Source organism: Streptomyces sp. NPDC056835 (assembly GCF_042789485.1).
Classification (GTDB): domain Bacteria; phylum Actinomycetota; class Actinomycetes; order Streptomycetales; family Streptomycetaceae; genus Streptomyces.
Genome location: NZ_JBHUBB010000018.1, coordinates 95,019 through 113,638, shown reverse-complemented (window position 1 = coordinate 113,638; position 18,620 = coordinate 95,019). Strand labels below are relative to the sequence as shown.

At 70.1% G+C, this 18,620-nt stretch carries 17 protein-coding genes; 13 read left to right on the top strand and 4 right to left on the bottom strand.

Translation table 11 applies throughout. The annotated features are described in order from the left end of the window. Window positions 1–48 precede the first annotated feature (48 nt). The 7 genes from rhaS (at window position 49) to ACFRMN_RS21710 (ending at window position 7,053) form a co-directional block, all read left to right on the top strand. Window positions 49–1,128, top strand: coding sequence for a rhamnose ABC transporter substrate-binding protein (gene rhaS / locus ACFRMN_RS21740; RefSeq protein WP_383022000.1), 1,080 nt, complete (start codon window positions 49–51; stop codon window positions 1,126–1,128). Between the two features lie 14 nt (window positions 1,129–1,142). Beyond that, window positions 1,143–1,463, top strand: a complete 321-nt coding sequence (locus ACFRMN_RS21735) for an L-rhamnose mutarotase (protein ID WP_383021998.1) — start codon at window positions 1,143–1,145, stop codon at window positions 1,461–1,463. 176 nt (window positions 1,464–1,639) lie between these two features. Continuing rightward, window positions 1,640–3,064 (top strand): arabinose isomerase, encoded by a 1,425-nt coding sequence (locus ACFRMN_RS21730; RefSeq protein ID WP_383021995.1) that lies wholly within the window; start codon window positions 1,640–1,642, stop codon window positions 3,062–3,064. Beyond that, on the top strand, window positions 3,064–4,089 hold the full coding sequence (locus tag ACFRMN_RS21725; RefSeq protein WP_383021992.1) for a LacI family DNA-binding transcriptional regulator: 1,026 nt from the start codon (window positions 3,064–3,066) through the stop codon (window positions 4,087–4,089). The genes ACFRMN_RS21730 and ACFRMN_RS21725 overlap by 1 nt, the downstream gene beginning before the upstream one ends. Before the next feature lie 147 nt (window positions 4,090–4,236). After that, entirely contained in the window at window positions 4,237–5,295 is a 1,059-nt protein-coding gene (locus tag ACFRMN_RS21720; RefSeq protein ID WP_383021990.1) for a glycoside hydrolase family 19 protein, read from the top strand. Window positions 5,296–5,511: 216 nt separating this feature from the next. After that, on the top strand, window positions 5,512–6,138 hold the full coding sequence (locus tag ACFRMN_RS21715) for a tyrosinase family oxidase copper chaperone (protein WP_383021987.1): 627 nt from the start codon (window positions 5,512–5,514) through the stop codon (window positions 6,136–6,138). Between the two features lie 51 nt (window positions 6,139–6,189). Beyond that, entirely contained in the window at window positions 6,190–7,053 is an 864-nt protein-coding gene (locus ACFRMN_RS21710) for a tyrosinase family protein (protein ID WP_383021985.1), read from the top strand. Window positions 7,054–7,149: 96 nt separating this feature from the next. On the opposite strand, the gene ACFRMN_RS21705 is transcribed toward ACFRMN_RS21710, so the two are convergent. Then, the gene (locus tag ACFRMN_RS21705; protein ID WP_383021983.1) at window positions 7,150–7,443 is read right to left on the bottom strand and encodes a chaplin; all 294 of its coding nucleotides are present in this window, start codon (window positions 7,441–7,443) and stop codon (window positions 7,150–7,152) included. A 129-nt stretch (window positions 7,444–7,572) separates the two neighbouring features. Further along, on the bottom strand, window positions 7,573–8,073 hold the full coding sequence (locus ACFRMN_RS21700; RefSeq protein ID WP_383021981.1) for a DUF2000 domain-containing protein: 501 nt from the start codon (window positions 8,071–8,073) through the stop codon (window positions 7,573–7,575). 95 nt (window positions 8,074–8,168) lie between these two features. Here ACFRMN_RS21700 and ACFRMN_RS21695 point away from each other — a divergent pair, with 95 nt between their 5' ends. Then, window positions 8,169–8,663 carry an Lrp/AsnC family transcriptional regulator gene (locus tag ACFRMN_RS21695; protein ID WP_383021979.1) on the top strand — a complete coding sequence of 165 codons (495 nt, stop codon included), beginning with the start codon at window positions 8,169–8,171 and terminating at the stop codon, window positions 8,661–8,663. Window positions 8,664–8,672: 9 nt separating this feature from the next. Here ACFRMN_RS21695 and ACFRMN_RS21690 read toward each other — a convergent pair whose 3' ends face one another. Then, entirely contained in the window at window positions 8,673–10,460 is a 1,788-nt protein-coding gene (locus ACFRMN_RS21690; protein WP_383021977.1) for an ABC transporter ATP-binding protein, read from the bottom strand. A gap of 163 nt (window positions 10,461–10,623) precedes the next feature. Here ACFRMN_RS21690 and ACFRMN_RS21685 point away from each other — a divergent pair, with 163 nt between their 5' ends. The 5 genes from ACFRMN_RS21685 to ACFRMN_RS21665 all read left to right on the top strand — a co-directional run bounded on the left by ACFRMN_RS21685 (window position 10,624) and on the right by ACFRMN_RS21665 (window position 17,989). Beyond that, complete coding sequence (locus ACFRMN_RS21685; protein WP_383021975.1) at window positions 10,624–12,300, top strand: SpoIIE family protein phosphatase; 1,677 nt, start codon at window positions 10,624–10,626, stop codon at window positions 12,298–12,300. A 314-nt stretch (window positions 12,301–12,614) separates the two neighbouring features. Next, window positions 12,615–16,142, top strand: coding sequence for a phosphodiester glycosidase family protein (locus ACFRMN_RS21680; protein ID WP_383021973.1), 3,528 nt, complete (start codon window positions 12,615–12,617; stop codon window positions 16,140–16,142). Window positions 16,143–16,351: 209 nt separating this feature from the next. Further along, window positions 16,352–16,519 (top strand): hypothetical protein, encoded by a 168-nt coding sequence (locus ACFRMN_RS21675; RefSeq protein ID WP_383021971.1) that lies wholly within the window; start codon window positions 16,352–16,354, stop codon window positions 16,517–16,519. Between the two features lie 91 nt (window positions 16,520–16,610). Beyond that, a complete protein-coding gene (locus ACFRMN_RS21670) occupies window positions 16,611–17,024 on the top strand; it encodes a MerR family transcriptional regulator (protein ID WP_051746248.1) in 414 nt (137 codons plus the stop codon). Then, window positions 17,021–17,989 carry an aldo/keto reductase gene (locus ACFRMN_RS21665; protein WP_383021968.1) on the top strand — a complete coding sequence of 323 codons (969 nt, stop codon included), beginning with the start codon at window positions 17,021–17,023 and terminating at the stop codon, window positions 17,987–17,989. The genes ACFRMN_RS21670 and ACFRMN_RS21665 overlap by 4 nt, the downstream gene beginning before the upstream one ends. A gap of 245 nt (window positions 17,990–18,234) precedes the next feature. On the opposite strand, the gene ACFRMN_RS21660 is transcribed toward ACFRMN_RS21665, so the two are convergent. Further along, window positions 18,235–18,612, bottom strand: a complete 378-nt coding sequence (locus ACFRMN_RS21660) for a nuclear transport factor 2 family protein (protein ID WP_383021965.1) — start codon at window positions 18,610–18,612, stop codon at window positions 18,235–18,237. Window positions 18,613–18,620: the final 8 nt, after the last annotated feature.

The window sequence follows — 18,620 nt, the reverse complement described above, 5'->3', positions numbered from 1 at the left end:
CCGCCCGGCCCCGAGTCCGCCGTACCTCCCGAAAGGCACCTGCCCGCCATGATCATCCGTATCGCCGCCCGACGCCGTGCGGCAGCCGCCACCGTCTGCGCCCTCGCCGTCGCGCTGACCGCCTGCTCCGGCACCACCAAGAACAGCGCCGAGAAGAACACCACACAGACGGGCACCGCGGCGAAGGCCGACCCGAACGCGCCCCTGAAGAAGGGCCTCAAGCTCGCGTTCCTGCCCAAGCAGATCAACAACCCGTACGAGAAGATCGTCGACGAGGCGGGCATCGCCGCCGCGAAGGAATACGGCGCCAACGGCAAGGAGGTCGGCCCCTCCGACGCCAGCGCCTCCTCCCAGGTCTCGTACATCAACACCCTGATCCAGCAGCGCCAGGACGCCATCCTGATCGCGGCCAACGACCCGAACGCGGTGTGCGGCCCGCTCAAGCAGGCCATGAAGAAGGACATCAAGGTCGTCGCGTACGACTCGGACACCGCCAAGGACTGCCGGCAGCTGTTCATCAACCAGGCCAGCTCCGAGGAGATAGGCCGCAGCCTCGTCCAGCACCTGGGCGAACAGATCGGGTACCAGGGCAAGATCGCGATCCTCTCGGCCACCCAGAACGCCACGAACCAGAACACCTGGATCGAGTTCATGAAGGACGAGCTGAAGCTGCCCAAGTACAAGAACATGCGGCTCGTGAAGGTCGCGTACGGCGACGACGCGGACCAGAAGTCCTTCCAGCAGACCCAGGGCCTGCTCCAGGCGTACCCCGACCTCAAGGGCATCATCTCGCCCACCACCGTCGGTATCGCCGCCGCCGCCCGCTACCTCGGCGACTCCTCGTACAAGGGCAAGGTCGTGCTCAACGGTCTGGGCACCCCGAACCAGATGCGCAAGTACGTCAAGGACGGCACCGTCGAGCAGTTCTCGCTCTGGAACCCCGAAGAGCTCGGCTACCTGGGCTCGTACGCCGCCGCGGCCCTGGCCTCCGGCCAGATCACCGGCGCCGAGGGAGAGAAGTTCAAGGCGGGCAGGCTCGGTGAGTACACCATCGGCAAGGACGGCGAGGTCATCCTCGGTGAGCCGACCGTCTTCAACAAGCAGAACATCGACAAGTTCGACTTCTGAGCGGGCGGTGTTCCGTGCGACGCGTCTGTTTTCTGCTGAAGGTCCGCCAGGACCGCACAGCCGAGTACCGCGAGCGGCACGCCGCCGTCTGGCCGGACATGCTCCGGGCCCTGACGGAGTGCGGCTGGCGTAACTACTCGCTCTTCCTGCGTGACGACGGGCTGCTCGTCGGCTATCTGGAGACCGAGGACTTCGAGGCGGCCCAGGCCGCCATGGCCGCCACCGAGGTCAACGCCCGCTGGCAGCGGGACATGGCGCCTTTCTTCGAAGCCCCCGACGGGGCGAAGCCGGACGAGGCGATGCGCCCGCTCACCGAAGTGTTCCATCTCGCCTAGGCCCTGAGCACCTTCGGTGAGGTCGTCGTGGACGACACCCGCGTCGCCCAGGACGGCGTTCTCTCGTTCATGTATCAGCGGAAGTCGACCGGCACCACGCCCTCGCCCCCGCGGGGCATCGACTTCCGGCTCCCGTCCTGAGGCACCACCCCGTCCAGAGGCACGAAGGAATCGCCATGACCGCACGCACCCCCGCCGTCGCCCGCAAACCCAGGATCGGCCTGGTCGCCGGGGGACTCGGCGCCTACTGGCCGCAGTTCCCCGATCTGCTCCCGCAGCTCCAGCGCTCCGCGGACCGTGTCACCGTACGGATGCGGGAGTTCGACGCCGAGGTCATCGACGTCGGCTTCATCTCCGACGCCCAGGAGGGGGCCGAAGCCGCCGAAAAGCTGCGCGCCGCCGACTGCGATCTGATCGTCGGCTTCCTCACCACCTATATGACGGCCACCATGCTCGTGCCCATCGCACAACGCAGCGGCGCGCCCGTCCTGCTGATCAACCTCCAGCCCACCCCCGCCATGGACCACGCCTCGTTCGACACCGGACAGTGGCTGGCGTACTGCGGCGCCTGCCCGCTGCCGGAGATGGCCAACGCCTTCGAACGTGTCGGCGTGCCGTTCCGTTCCGTCTCCGGCTATCTGGAGGACGAGCGCGCCTGGCAGCGCATCGGCCGCTGGATCCGCGCCGCCGGGGTCCGCTCGGTGCTCCGGAACGGCCGGCACGGGCTGATGGGCCATCTCTACCCCGGGATGTACGACGTCTCCACGGACCTCACCATGGTCCCCGGCCATCTCGGCGGCCATGTGGAGGTCGTTGAATTCGATGACCTGCGGGTACGGGTGGAGCAGGTCAAGGACGACGACCTCACGGCCAAACTGGACGAGACCCGCGAAGTCTTCGAACTCGCCGACTCCGTGGTCGAGGACGATCTCCGCTGGGCCGCCCGCGTCGCCGTCGGCCTCGACCGGCTGGTCGAGGACTTCGACCTGGACTCACTCGCGTACTACCACCGCGGACTCGACGCCGAGGTCCATGAACGGCTCGGCGCGGGCATGATCCTCGGCTCCTCGCTGCTCACCGCCCGCGGTGTCCCGGCCTGCGGTGAGTACGAACTCCGTACCTCCCTGGCCATGCTCGTCGCCGACCGGCTCGGCGCCGGCGGCTCGTTCACCGAACTCCAGGCCCTGGACTTCACGGCCGGTGTGGTCGAGATGGGCCACGACGGTCCCGGGCACCTCGCCATCAGCGCGCGCAAACCCCTGCTGCGCGGACTGGGTGTCTACCACGGCAAGCGTGGCTGGGGAGTCTCCGTCGAGTTCGACGTACGGCACGGACCCGTCACCCTGGTCGGGCTCGGCCAGAGCCGCGACGGCCGCTACCGGCTGGTCGCCGCCGAGGGCGAGGTCGTCCCCGGCCCGCATCTGGAGATCGGCAACACCACCTCGCGCGTGGACTTCGGCTGCGACCCGGGGGAGTGGACCGATGCCTGGAGCGCGAGCGGGGTCGGCCATCACTGGGCGCTGGCCACCGGCGCGCTGCTGCCCGAACTGCGCGCGCTGTCCGGGCTGACCGGCCTGGAGCTCGTGGAAGTCTCCGTCTGATGCGTCGTCCGGTGGGGATCAAGGACGTGGCCGGCGCGGCCGGTGTCTCGGTGGGCACCGTCTCGAATGTGATCAACCGCCCCGAGTCCGTGACCGAGGAGACCCGCCGGCGTGTCCTGTCCACCATCGAACGGCTCGGCTACGTACGCAGTGAATCCGCGCGGCAGTTGCGCGCGGGCCGCAGTCGTATTCTGGCCATGCTCGTGCTCGACATGGCCAACCCGTTCTTCGTGGCGGTCGCCTCGGGCGCGGAACGCTCCGCCCGCGCCGCCGGGCTCGGTGTGATGCTGTGCAACAGCGCGGAGAGCCCCGCGGAGGAGGCCACCTACCTCAACCTCTTCTCCGAACAGCAGGTACGGGGCGTGCTGGTCACCCCCGCCGATATGAGCGGACGCAACCTCGACACCTTCCGGCGCCACGGCATCCCGTTCGTCCTCGTCGACCGCATCGTGCCCAGCGCGGACGGCTGTTCGGTCTCCGTCGACGATGTGGCGGGCGGAGCCCTGGCCGTACGCCATCTGCTGCGGCGCGGCTGCCGCGAGATCGTGTACGTCAGCGGTCCGATGCATCTGGCGCAGTGCCGGAACCGCCGCGAGGGCGCCCTGATCGCCCTCGCGGAAGCGGGGCTGGCGCCCGATGCGCTCCGGCATGTCGAGGCCGCGCGGCTCGATGTCGCCGCGGGCCGGGACGCCGGGGCGCGGCTGCTCGGTATGGAGTCCCGGCCGAGCGCGGTGTTCTGTGCCAACGACCTGCTCGCACTGGGCGTGCTCCAGACGCTGTACCACGCCGGAATACGGGTGCCCGAGGATGTCGCCCTCGTCGGTTACGACGACATAGAGTTCGCGTCCGCCGCGGCCGTGCCGTTGACGTCGGTACGTCAGCCGGCCGTCCAACTGGGCGGGGCCGCGGCGGATCTGCTCATCGAGGAGACCGGCGACGACGCCGCGCGCCACGAGCACCGGCGCATCGTGCTGCAGCCCGAACTCGTGGTGCGGGCCTCCACGCTCGCCCGGCCGCACCCCTGAACGGCGGGGAGTCGAGCGCCCGACAGCCGGCTGCTTCATCCGGTGACTTGGTCTAGACCTTGACAGGGTCCGCACAATTCCGGTTTGGTTCCCTCACCCCCCATGGCGAGCGCCGGCCGCGGCTGCTCGCGCGAAGGAGTGAGTCGTTTGAGACAGCGAGTTCTTGCCCTGCTCACGGCGTTGGTTTCGGCCCTCGCCCTCGCGGTATTCCTGCCCGCCTCATCCGCCTCCGCCGCGACCTGCGGCCCCGGCTGGACCGCCTCCGCCGTCTATACCGGCGGAAACGTCGCCTCGTACAACGGTCACAACTGGTCGGCGAAGTGGTGGACCCAGGGGGAGACCCCCGGCACCACCGATGTCTGGGCCGACCAGGGCAGTTGTGACGGCTCCAGCCCCGGCGGCGGATCCGGTGGCAGCTGTGACTACCCGGCCTGGGTCGCGGGCCGCGCGTATGTCGCCGGCGACATCGTCAAGTACACCGACGGCAAGTTCTACCGGGCGGAGCACGACAACCCGGGCTACGACCCGGTCATCAGCACCTGGTACTGGGAGCCGTACACCTGTGGCACCACCCCGCCGCCGCAAGGCGGATTCGTGGTCAGCGAGAGCCAGTTCAACCAGATGTTCCCGAGCCGGAACTCCTTCTACTCCTACAGCGGCCTGACCGCCGCCCTCGGCGCCTACCCCGGCTTCGCGAACACCGGCAGCGACACGATCAAGCGCCAGGAGGCCGCCGCGTTCCTGGCGAATGTCAGCCATGAGACCGGTGGGCTCGTCCATATCGTGGAGCAGAACACCGCCAACTACCCGCACTACTGCGACGCTTCGCAGCCCTACGGCTGCCCCGCCGGACAGGCCGCCTACTACGGGCGCGGACCGATCCAGCTGAGCTGGAACTTCAACTACAAGGCCGCGGGCGACGCTCTCGGTATCGACCTCCTCAACAACCCCTGGCTCGTGCAGAACGACTCGGCCGTGGCCTGGAAGACGGCCCTCTGGTACTGGAACACCCAGACCGGACCCGGCACGATGACCCCGCACAACGCCATGGTCAACAGCCGCGGCTTCGGCGAGACCATCCGCAGCATCAACGGCAGCATCGAGTGCAACGGGGGCAACCCCGGACAGGTGCAGAGCCGGATCAACAGCTACCAGAGCTTCGTGCAGATCCTCGGGACCACTCCCGGGTCCAATCTGAGCTGCTGAGCGTCATCCGGGCAGAGGCCGGTCCGACGTCGTTCGCCGCCGTCGGACCGGCTTTCGCATTCGTACGGACGTTCTCGGCCGGTGCCGGTTCACCGCCGGAGAACTGATCGGCCGTCGTGTCGTTGAGCCGGTCGGGGTCACGGCCCGTTCCCGCGGGCTCGCCGCGTGACGTGGCCGTCGCCCCGACCGAGCAGCGCGCGACGAGCGGAGGCCTTCATGCCGGCGGGAATCCAGGCGGAGTCGGACCGTACGAGGACGCCTGACGAGGTCGCGGACACCCCACGGACCGACGGGACCGGGGCCGACGAGAAGGTGTCCGGACAGTTGGGGGCCGACGTGACGAGGGCCGGCGCGATGGGAGCCGGCGCGACAGATTGGTCCGGGCGCCTCAGGACGCGGCGCGATCTGCTGCGCGCGCTCTTCACCCTGGGCGTGGTCGCGGGCGCCTCCGCGGCGCCGGCGCCCATTCTCAGGGCGCGCCCCGGGGCCGCCGGAGCGGCGACCGGGGGCCCGGCACGGCACGCGGAGACCGAAATCGACGGAGTCTTCGACGAGGTGTACCGCGGACGACGTATCCAGATCGGCCGCTTCGGCACCGCGCATCCCGGCGCCGTCACCACGGTCTCGGACGGTTCGGACGCCTCCACTCTGTCTCCCCCCTCCCTCCCCGACATCCGGATCGACGGCCGGAAGCTCCAGTTGACGCGGAGGGCCGGCGGCGGCTATCTGAGCGTGGTCAACCACTACGAGTCGTTCCCGACCCCGCTCGCGGCGGCCCGTGCGGCGGTCAGGGATCTCAGGGGCGCGCAACTGGCCCTCGACGGGCCGGTCCACCACATCTGACCCGTCCTTCCACTCCGTCTCACCGCATCCGACGGCTGGAGGGCCTCACCGGTGTACATCAGAAAGAACCAGCGGAATCTCACCGGCGCCGAGAAGAAGAGCTTCGTCAGCGCCGTCCTTGAGCTCAAACGCCGGGGTGAGTACGACGAGTTCGTCCGGCTGCACGTCCAGTACCACGTCTCCGACGCGGAGGGCGGACCGCGCGCCGGGCACATGGCCCCCTCGTTCTTCCCCTGGCACCGCCGCTTCCTGCTCGACTTCGAGCGCGCGCTCCAGCGGGTGGACCCGAAGGTGACCGTGCCGTACTGGGACTGGACCACCGACAACACACCCGCCGCCATGCCCTGGTCCGAGGACTTCCTCGGTGGCACCGGCCGGTCGCGCGACCAGCAGGTCGTCACCGGTCCGTTCGCCTACAAGGCGGGCAACTGGACGATCAGGGACGGGGTGACGGAGGGGAAGTTCCTCACTCGCGATCTCGGCCGTCCCGCCGAGCCGGTCACGCTGCCCACCAAGGACGAACTGGCCTGGGCGATGAACGAGAAGGTGTACGACGCGGCCCCCTGGGATTCGACGGCGGCCTCGGGCTTCCGGAACAGGCTGGAGGGCTGGATGTCAGGAGGCGACGAGCCCTGGTGCAACCACAACCGCGTTCACCGCTGGATCGGTGGCCATATGCTCGGCGGCTCCTCCCCCAACGACCCCGTCTTCTGGCTGCACCACGCCTTTGTCGATCTGCTCTGGGACCGCTGGCAGAGCAAGCACCCGGAGGCGACCTATCTGCCGAAGTCGAAGCTGGGCGCCGGGGACCCGCAGCGCGGCCGGGCGATCAGTCTGGAGGAACCGATGCCGCCCTGGAACGTCAAGCCGTCCGAACTCCTCGACCACCAGGGCCTGTACCGCTACGAAGCGTGAGTCTCCGGCAGACGGGACGGCCCCCCGCGTGTCCACGCGGGGGGCCGTCCCTCACCGACCGCGCGCGGCCCCGGGACCGCGCGCCCTCATCGGTGATCAGCCGCCGTAGCCGTCACCCTCGTGGTGGCCACCCTTGTGGTGCTTCTCGCCCGACAGGTTGGCGCAATGGTTGCCGAACGCCGGGTTGAGCAGACCGACCACGTCAATGGTGTTGCCGCAGAGGTTGATCGGGACGTGCAGGGGCACCTGGACGACATTGCCCGACACGACACCGGGCGAGCCGATGGCGGCGGCCCCGGCGTCGGCGTCGGCAGCGGCCATACCGGCGCCACCGGCCAGCACGGCGCCCGTGCCGACGAGAACAGCTGTTGCCTTCGCGATACGCGACATCAAGAATCTCCTTGAACCGTTTGGAGCACAGCCGCACGATGTGCGGCCTCACGCCCCTTCAACGCCCCGATTCACGCCCGGTAACGGATATCCGGCGATCCGATTCCGATCACCGTCATCATCACCTGGTCAGCGGAGCAGGCTCAGCCCGCCGACGAGCCGGTCGATCCTGTTGCGGGGGCCCACCAGACTGACGGCGCAGTACCCCAGATCGTCCTGGCCGGTACCGGCGAGCAAGCGGAGATAGTCGTCGTATACCCGTGAGGTCTGGGCCGGCTCGGGCATGTCCACGATCAGCACCTCGTCCTTCGTGGCCGCCTTGGCGCGCAGCGCGCGCAGACTCCCGCCATCGGCGGCGAGGACCGTACAGCCGGCCCAGGGCAGTCCGGGATGGGTGACGCCGGAGGCGTCCGCACCGTCGGGCCCGAGCAGACCGGGCAGAGCCTTTCCCACGGCGGCGGCCATGCACGCGGCGGCGTTCGTGATCCGGCCCGCCGGAAGGCTCTCGTCCACGACGATCACCCACTTCAGCCCGGCCTGCCGGGTGGAGCGGTCGGTGGTGATGTCCTCGCTGGTCAGCCGTGGGAGGGACAGCTGTGGGCGTGACGGGTGAGGGTGAGGGAGGGACATGGAACTCCTTCGTGTGCGGAATACCCCGCTACGCTAGGCAGAAGTTCCGATGCTGTCGCCAGCATCCGCATGTCATTCGGCAATCGAGGTGTTCCATGAAATTTGATGCGATCGATCAAGCTCTGCTGCGGGAGTTGCAGAACGATGCACGGCAGACCAACCGTGAGCTGGCGGCCAAGACCGGTGTCTCGCCCTCCACCTCGCTGGAGCGGGTGAGGCTGCTGCGTGAGAGCGGCGTCATCACCGGCTACCACGCGGCCGTCGATCTCGACGCGGTGGGACGCCCCGTACAGGCCCTGATCTCGGTCCGCATCCGGCCGCCGGCCCGCCCGGTGATCGAGGGGTTCCGTGAGTGGGCGGCACGGCTGCCGGAGGTGATCGGCCTGTTCGTCACCTCCGGCGCCCATGACTTCCTGCTGCATATCGCCGTTCCCGACGTGAACGGCGTCTACGCCTTTGTCATCGACCGCCTCACGGAACGCCGCGAAGTCGCCGATGTGCAGACGACGATGGCGTACGAACACGTCAGACCGCGCAGGATCGACCCCGTCGCCGACGAGCGGCCCGAGCGGTCGCGCCGCCCCCGCTGAGCGGCGCCCTCAGCCCAAGCGCCTCGGCTGGAGCGTGGTCGCGTACGCCCCGCCCCGCGCCAGCAGCTCCTGGTGGCTGCCCGCCTCGACGATGCGGCCCCGCTCCATCACGATGATGCGGTCCGCGTTCTGGATGGTGGACAGCCGGTGTGCCACGACGAACACCGTCCTGCCCCGGACGAGACGGGACAGCGCGTCCTGGATCAGCCCCTCCGACGTGTTGTCGAGGGCCGAGGTCGCCTCGTCGAGGACCAGGATGCGGGGATCCCTGATCAGCGCCCTGGCGATCGCCAGCCGCTGCTTCTGCCCGCCCGACAGCCGGGCGCCGCGCTGCCCCACCACCGTGTCGAGACCGTCCGGCAGCCGCTCGATGAACTCCATCGCGTTCGCGGCGAGCAGCGCCCCGCGCAGCGCGTCCTCGTCGGCGCCGCCCTCCAGACCGTAGGTGACGTTCTCCCGGATGGTTCCCTCGAAGAGGATCGACTCCTGCGGTACGACGGACAGGAAACGGCGGTACGTGCGCAGATCCAGCGAGGCCATGTCGGCGCCGTCGAGCAGTATCCGGCCCTCGGTGGGCCTGATGAAGCCGATCAGCAGGTTCAGGATCGTGGACTTGCCCGCGCCCGACGCGCCGACCAGGGCTATGGTCTCGCCCGGCCGTACGGACAGCTCGAACCCGCGCACCGAGTGCTCCGTCGCCTCGGGGTAGCGGAAACCCATCCCCTGGAAGTCGATACGCCCGCCGATACGGTCGACGGACGCCTTGCCCTCGTTGCTCTCCAGGTCGGGCGCCTGAAGGACCTCACCGATCGAACGCACCGACTCCAGACCCTTGGAGATGATCGGGGTCAGATTCATCAGGGTCGTCAGCGAGGCGGTCAGCGCCGTGAAGAAGGCGCTGATCATCACGACATCGCCGGCCGAGAGCCCCAGCCAGCCGTAGTACGCGACGACCGCCGAGCCCGAGAGACAGCCGACCGCCATCGTGTTGAGCAGGATCCAGGAGAGCGATCCGAAGCGGCCGTTGAGCAGATCGAGCCGGAACCCGGCGGAGAGCACCCGCTCCAGGGTGTGGTCGACGCGGTGCAGCGCGGTCCGCTCCAGACCGTGGGCACGGGTGATCGGGATGAGCGTGGTCATCTCGCCGACACGTGAGGAGAGCTGCTCGATCTCCAGCCGGAACTCCTCGTTGTTGCTGCGGATCCGCGAGCGCAGCCGGCGTACCAGCAGGGCCGCGAGGGGTACGACGATCAGGAACACCGGCAGTACGACGGGGGCGCGGTACCCGATCACCGCCAGTCCGCCGATCAGCGTCATGATGGCGCCGAGCCCCATGTCGGCGCTCTGCTGGGTCATCTGCTCCACGCTCTCGACGTCCCGTACGACCTTGGTCTGCAGGACGCCCGCGCTGACCCGGGCGTGGTAGCCGATGGACAGGTACTGCATCCGGCGGCAGAGCGCCGAGCGCAGCTCGCGGCCCATCCGGCGGATGCTGGAGCTCATCAGGCGCGCGTACAGCAGCGCCAGCGGAAAGTTCAGCACCAGGACGAACACCAGGACCCCGGTGTTGTACCAGAGTTCGGAGACCGGGCCGTGATCCACCACCACATCGATGATGTTGGCCGTGATCAGCGGGAGCAGCCAGACCGGAATGTGTTTGACGGCGAACACCACGACCGCGAGGGACAGCCGGTGGCGGTCGGGCCGGAAGAGATAGGCGAGAGTGCGGAGCGGATGCTCCCCGGAATAGTGATGGTCCAGTGGACTGGGACGGGGGGCGGAGTCGGGTTTCTGCATGGAGAGCGGAGTCCTCTTTCGGCAGCCATGGTGCGCGCTCGATTGCAGACACCCAGTTTCCTCCGGCCCGCTCGTATGGGGAAGCGCTTTCTGGGCGCACACGGCGCCGGACCGGGCACCGGCTCAAGGAGTGGGACGGGCCGATCGGTGAGATGGTGGCTCCATGGCTGATCGGGGCGCACCTCCGGCTGCCGTGTCGCTGCCGGACGACTGGCCCGCCCATCCGGACCTGAGCCTCGCTCTCAACCGGATGGGAAGCTTCGACTGGGATCTCGACAGCGGGCTGCTGCATCTGAACGCGCCCGCCCTCCAGATCCTGAGCCTGCGCCCGGGGGAATACGCGGGCAATCCGCGCAGCCTCGTCCGCCGCTTGTCGCTGTTCGAGGCCGCCCGGCTGAAGAGCCTGGTGGCGCGGGCGCTCAAGGAGGGCTCGGCCGAGGTCGCGGCGTACTTCCGGATCGTCCGGCACGACGGATCACGGCAGTGGACCCGCGCCCAGGCCCATATCGCCTACGACGGGACGGGACGGCCCCGGCGGATCATCGGCCTCGTACGGAGCGCGGAACACGAGCTGACCGAGGTGGCCACCAGAAGCGATCTGGACGAGGCACGGCGCAGGCTGACCGGCGTGGTGGAGCGCACCACCGTCCTGCTGGCGCGCGCCGAGACGGTCGAGGACGTCCTCGACGTCCTCCGCGACGAGGAGGCGCTCGGCCATCTCAAGGCCGTGAGCGTCATGCTGGGCGTGGTGGAGGGCGGGCGGATCCGGGCGGTCGCCGAGGGCCGGTCGGGGTCGTACGTACCGGAGCTGCGGTACACGCGGATCGACGCGCGGTTCCCGATGAGCGAGGTGGTACGTACCCAGCGGCCCCGCTTCATCACCTCGCGCGAGGATTTCCGGTCCTCCTACCCGCTGCTCTGGCCGCATGTGGAGCCGCTGTCCGTGGCCTCCGGCGCCTATCTGCCGCTGATCGCCCAGGGCCGGATGATCGGCGTCATGGGGCTGCTCTACCCCCGGCACGGCGGCTTCAGCGCCGAGGAACGCAATATGCTGGTCGCGCTCTCCAGCGGTATCGCGCAGAGTCTGCAACGGGCCATCCTCTACGAGCAGGAGCACGATCTTTCCGGGGAGCTCCAGCGGGCGATGCTGCCCCGCCGCGTCCCGGAGGTCCCCGGCGCGCGCAGCGCCTTCCGCTACCGCTCCGCGCGAATCGGCCGGAGCGTCGGCGGTGACTGGTACGACCTGCTTCCGCTGCCCGGCGACCGGGTGGGGCTGACGATCGGCGATGTCCAGGGCCATGACACGGACGCGGCCGTGGTCATGGGCCAGTTGCGCATGGCGCTCTGGGCGTACGCCGCTGAAGGGCATCCGCCCGACGCCGCGATGGCCCGCGCCTCCGCCCTGCTGCGCGAGCTGGGCACCGACCGCTTCGCGACCTGCACCTACGTGGAGGTGGATCTGTCGACCGGGGGGCTGCGGATCGTACGGGCGGGCCATCTCGACCCGCTGGTGCGGCGTGCCGACGGCGGCTGCCACTGGATCGAGACGTCGGGCGGGCTGCCCCTCGGGCTCTCCGCGGAGTTCGCGGAGCTCGGCGGGATCAGCTATCCGGTGACCACCGGAGTGCTGGGGCCCGGTGAGACGCTGCTGCTCTGTACCGACGGGCTGGTGGAGCAGCCGGGCATCGACCTCGGCGAGAGCCTGGAAGGGCTCAGGGAGACCGTACGTACGGGCCCGGCGGATCTGGAGGAGCTGGCGGACCTGCTGTTCGCGGCGGAGGGGGAGCGGAGCGGCGGGGACGACATGGCCCTGCTGCTCCTGCGGCGGGACAGCGTCTGACGCCGGGGCAGTGACTGACGCGGGACAGCGTCTGACGCCGGGACAGCTTCTGATGGCGGGAAACAGCATCTGACGGCGGGACAGCCGCTCACGCCTCGGCCGGTCGTGTGAGCCGGGCCGGCGTCTGACGGCGGGACAGCTTCCGACGCCGTGGCGGCGCCTGATCCTGGCCGGTTTCGGCGTCCCGTTCCCCACTGTCACCGCGTGTTCTCCCCGACGTCCCCGCGAACCCCTGGTTCATTGGTCCGCGCACGGCAATGCTGGCGGCCGACATCGCACAAGCCATGCGTATCCACCGTCTTCCAGGAGAAGTTGTGGGCCCAGGCATCGCCGGGCGGACCGCCGTGCTCTTCGCGGCCGTGACCGCTCTGACGGTGGGGGCGGTATCACCGTCCTCCGCCGACTCCACCCCCGACCCCCGACCCGGTACCGCCGCGGAGATGCTGCGGCCGGTCGCGCCACCACCCGCGAGCGCGGCCACCGCGGACCCGAGATCCACCGGAACCCCGGCATCCGTCGCCGACGCCGACGGCATCGAGACCGCGCGGGCCTCGCGCCCGATCGCCCCCGGTGTCCGGCTCACGTCGTACGACCGGCTGGAATCCGACAAGTGGCTGCGCGTGGACGCGCTCTCCGTCGACCTCGACGGCACCGGCGCCCAGGCCGACTACCTCTCCTCGGGCAAGGTCTCCGACCGCCGTACGATCTCGGAACTGGCGGCCGGCCATGACGCCGGGCCCGGACGCCGTACCGTCGCCGCGATCAACGCCGACTTCTTCGACATCAACGAGACGGGCGCGCCCCAGGGCCCCGGGATCGCGGACGGCGAGGTCACGCACTCGCCCGCCCCCGGGGCCAACCAGGCCATCGGCATCGGCCCCGGGAACGCCGGACGCCTGCTGAAGCTGTACTTCGACGGCACCGTGACGCTCCCCTCGGGGCCGCGGGCGCTGAACGCCTACAACGCGGCCAATGTGCCGACCGGCGGTATCGGCGCCTACAACGCGGGCTGGGGCGTGGCGGACCGCGCGCTCACCGTGGACCGGGCGACCCCCGTCGCCGAGGCCGCCGTACGGGACGGCAGGGTCGTCTCCGTGACGGACCGTCCCGGTACCGGAGCGATCGCCGCGGGCACGACCGTCCTGGTCGGCCGGGAAGCGGGCGCCGAGGCGCTTCGCGCCCTGCGCCCCGGGGATCAGGTCACCCTCGAATACCGGCCGCGCACCGACAGCGGATCCGTCCCGCGGACCGCTGTCGGCGGCCGTGAACTCCTCGTGGTGGACGGCATGGCGCAGAACCACGACGGTGAGGGCAACAACACCGCGGCGCCGCGCACCGCCGTCGGATTCTCGCGCGACGGCAGCACCATGCAGGTGATCACCGTCGACGGCCGGCAGGCCGACAGCGGGGGCGTCACCCTCACCGAGCTGGGCCTGATGATGCGGGACGCCGGTGCCCACAGCGCGCTCAACCTCGACGGCGGCGGCTCGTCCACGCTGGTCGCCCGCGCACCGGGCAGCGACGCGCTGCGCGTGGAGAACAGTCCCTCCGACGGCAGCGAGCGCACGGTCCCCAACGGCCTCGCCCTCACCGCGCCCGACGGCAGTGGACGGCTGGGCGGCTTCTGGGTCGAGACCCGGACCCCCGCGAGCGGCGCCCCGAGCGTCGACCCCGTCAAGGGCGGCCACCCCGAGCGGGTCTTCCCCGGACTGACCCGGGCGCTCACCGCGGCCGGATACGACGAGACCTACGGGCCCGCGTCGGGCGAACCGCGCTGGCGGGCCGTACGGTCCTCGGTCGGCCGCGTCGACGCCGACGGCGTGTTCACCGCGCGCGGCAGCGGCACCACCGAAGTACGCGCCGAACGCGGACGGGCCGGGGGCGGCACGGAGTTGACGGTCCTCGACAGGCTCGACCGGATCCAGCCGACCACCCGGCGCGTCGGACTCGCGGACACCACGGCGACCGGCACCTTCGGCATCGTCGGTCTCGACGCCCACGGCACCGGCGCACCCATCGAACCCCGCGACGTACGGCTCGACTACGACCACTCCCTCTTCTCGGTCACCGACGACGGCCGGGGCTCCTTCGCCGTGAAGTCCCTGAAGGGCAGCGGCGCCGGGCGTGTCACGGCCGAGGCGGGCGGCCGCACGACAGTCCTCGCCGTCAGCGTCGGACTCGACGAGCAGCCGGTCTCCGCCTTCGACGACGCCGCGTCCTGGACCTTCGGCCAGGCACGCGCGGACGGCTCGGTCTCGGCCACACCGGACGGCCACACCGGCACCGGACTCACCCTCGCGTACGACTTCGCCCGCTCCACCGCCACCCGCGCCGCGTACGCGAATCCGCCCCAGCGGATCCCGGTGCCCGGTCAGCCGCAGTCCTTCACACTCTGGATCAAGGGCGACGGCAAGGGCGCCTGGCCCACCCTGCATCTCAAGGACGCGGCGGGCTCCGACCAGTTGCTGCGCGGCCCGTATGTCACCTGGACCGGCTGGCGGCAGGTGACCTTCGCCGTGCCGGCCGGGGCCGCGACGCCGCTCGCCGTGTACCGCTTCTATCTCGCGGAGACCGCTGCCACCAAGCAGTACACCGGCGAGATCGTGATCGACGGGCTGACGGCGCAGGTGCCGCCCACGGTGGAGCTGCCCGCGCAGCCGCGCCCGGCCGATCCGCTGATCGACTCGGCGGCCGAAACCGGTGCCAGGGACTGGCGGTTCGCGGTGATGTCCGACGCCCAGTTCGTCGCTCGCGACCCCGACAGCGCGATCGTGGCGCAGGCACGCCGTACCCTGCGCGAGATCAAGGCGGCGAAGCCCGACTTCGTCGTCATCAACGGCGACCTGGTGGACGAGGGATCTCCGGCCGATCTCGCCTTCGCCGAGACAGTTCTCACCGAGGAACTGGGCGACGCCCTGCCCTGGTACTACGTACCGGGCAACCACGAGGTGATGGGCGGCACGATCAAGAACTTCGTGGACCGGTTCGGTCCCGCCCAGCGGATCTTCGACCACCGGGGGACCCGCTTCCTCACCCTCGACACATCGAGTCTGACGCTGCGCGGCGGGGGCCTGGCGCAGATCAAGGCGGTACGGGAGCAGCTGGACGCGGCGGCGAAGGACGACCGGGTCCGCTCGGTGATGGTGATCGAGCACGTACCGCCGCGCGATCCGACCGTCCAGAAGGCCAGTGAGCTGAGCGACCGCAAGGAGGCGGCCCTCCTCGAACAGTGGCTCGCGGACTTCCGCCGGACGACCGGCAAGGGCGCGGGGCTCATCGGTAGCCATGTCGGCGTCTTCGACGCCTCGCGGGTCAACGGCGTGCCGTATCTGATCAACGGGAACTCGGGCAAGGCACCCGCGTCCCCGGCGGGCGAGGGCGGGTTCACCGGCTGGTCGCTCATCGGGGTCGACCAGGTCTCGCCGGGCGCGCGGTCGGCCGCCCGGCTGGCTCCGTGGAAGGGCGGCCCCGACTGGGTCTCCGTACAGACCCGCGCGCACACCGACGCGCTCACGCTGGACGCGCCGGCCGCACTGGCCCCCGGGCACAGCGCTCGCGCCACGGCGATCATCACCCAGGGGACGAGGGCGGTCCCGGTCGGCTTCCCGCTCAGCGCCGACTGGACGGGCTCCCCGAATCTCCGTATCGGCGACCGGAACGGCGCCCGCGCCCGCCACGCGGCGGTCTTCGACCCGGCGACGGGCACCCTCACCGCGTTGCGGCCCGGGACGGTCATCCTCGCGGTGACGGTCAACGGCGTCACGCGGCGGGCGGAGATCAGGATCGCGGCGACGGCCTCCGGGGCGTCCGGGGCGTACGGGGCGGTCGCGCCCGCCGCGTGACCGGGTGAGTACGGTGGCCCGGCGTCCGGCCGGCAGGGCGCCGGGCCACCGTACGCGGCGACTTTGGGACGGGGAGCCGGAGCGCGCTCGCGACTTTGGTCGCGGAGGCCGCTCCTGAAGGCCAATAGCCGCGCTGGGCCTGCCCTTTCTAGCTTTGAGGGGTGAAGACGGTATGCGGAATCCTGTGTTTTCTCCTGTTGTCCCAAGGCGTGGGAGGACTGCTGCACGAATGGACGGACGGGTGGTTCGCGCTCTGGTCGTTGGTGGCCAGACTGAGCTACTTCGACGGCTATGAGATTTATGTGTCCGTCGTGCTGATCGTGGCGGGCCTCGCCATGGGCGCGGCCGCGGAGAGCGCGAAGAAGCGCGGTCTCTAACGGACAGACCTTTGAGTCCGACAACTCCTCGGGGCCTTTGGGCGACCGTTCCGCTTGCCCTGGAGCGCGCTCCAGGGTGGACGCTGGAGGCATGAGTTCAGTGGTTCCCCGGCTGGAGCCGGATGTGGAGATTCCGCACGGCGGACTGACGATCGGCGAAGCCGCCGCGGTCTGCGGCCTCAGCGTCGACACCCTCCGCTACTACGAACGCGAGGGGCTGACGGCGCTCCCCGCCGATCGCGCGCCCTCGGGCCAGCGGCGCTACTTCGCCCAGGATCTCCGCTGGCTCGCCGGGATCGTCATGCTGCGCGGCACCGGCATGCCGATCCGCGACATCCGAGCCTTCACCGAGATCTGCCGGTACGAGGGCAACGAGGCCGAGCGGCTGGCCGTGCTGGAACAGCACCGTGAGCGCGTACTCGAACAGCTCAACGAGACCCGGAATCATCTCGCCGCCATTGAACGGAAGATCGACTTCTATCGGAAGGGCGTCTCCTCGTCATGAAAACCGTGAAACTCGGTTCGCAGGGCCTCACCGTCTCCGCCGAGGGCCTGGGCGCGATGGGCATGAGCGTCTGGTACGGCCCCAGGGACGAGCGGGAAGCCATCGCCACGCTCAACCGCGCCGTCGACATCGGAGTCACCCATATCGACACGGCCGAGGCGTACGGCCCGTTCGAGAACGAGAAGCTGATCGGACGCGCCCTGGGCAACCGGCGTGACGAGATCACGATCGCGACCAAGTTCGCCATCGAGTTCGACGACGACGGCACGCCGCACGGTCACAACGGCAGCGCCGAGTACGCGCAGCGAGCGGTGGACCGCTCGCTGCGGCACCTCGGCATGGACGTGATCGATCTGTACTACCTGCACCGCGTCGACCCGGACGTCCCCATCGAGGAGAGCGTCGGGGCGATGAGCGAGATGGTGCGGGCGGGCAAGGTGCGCTACATCGGCGTCTCTGAGGCGAGCCCCGATCTGATCCGCCGGGCCCACGCGGTGCATCCGCTGACCGCGCTCCAGTCCGAGTACTCCCTGTTCACCCGGGATGTGGAGCACAACGGCGTGCTGGAGACCGTACGGGAGCTGGGCATCGGGTTCGTCGCGTTCTCACCGCTGGGACGGGGCTTCCTGTCCGGGAAGATCAGGCGCCGCGACGATCTCGCGCCCGACGACGCGCGCCGCGGTCTGCCCAGGTTCACCGAGGAGAACATCGCCGCGAATCTGGCGGTCGTCCACAAGGTCACCGAGCTGGCGGAGGCCAAGGGCGTCACGCCGACGCAGCTGACACTGGCCTGGCTGCTGGCGCAGCGCGTCGTACCGATCCCCGGCACCAAGCGGCGCACCTATCTGGAACACAACGCCGAGGCAGCCGATATCGAACTGACCGCCGGCGATCTGGCGGCGATCGACGCGGTGGCGCCGCACGGCGTCGCGGCGGGCGACCGGGAGGCCGCTCCCCGCGGCTGATATGCCCGACCGCACGTGACAGGTGATGGCATCTCATGCGTGGGCGCCGGTCATTCGTGGGGCAGGCGCACCCACTCGCCGGGCGCCGCAACGAGAAGGACGCCTGGATACCGGTGGTCTTCTACGCCCTGGCGGACGGCTCCAGGTACGTGCACTTCGGCGTGCGGGCCACGGCCAAGTCCGCGTGGGACCGGACGGGACGGGCCCACGGGCGGCGAACCCCCCGTACGGACCCGTCCGTTCGGTCACGCCGAGGCGGGTACGCGGTCGAGGAAGCCCCGTACGCTGACGATCCGGCCGTCCTCGCCGAGCGTGATGACATCGGAGCCCGCGACGGGCGCCGATCCATCGGCCGCCGAGACCAGCTCCCAGCTGAACCGGGCGATGTCATGATGCCCGTCGACCGGCCCGGCCGGGGTGAACAGATAACCGGGAAACTGCTCCTGGACCCCGGTGATCACGGCCGCCAGCGCCTCATGCCCCGCGACGTCCGCCAGCGGGTCGGTATAGCTGCCGTCCTCGCTCCAGGCGAGGGCCACCGCCCTGGCCCGCTCGTCGGCGGACGTCGCGTTCCAGGCCTCGAAGTAACGGGTGACGGCGGTCTCGTAGCGGTTCGCGGACATGATGATCA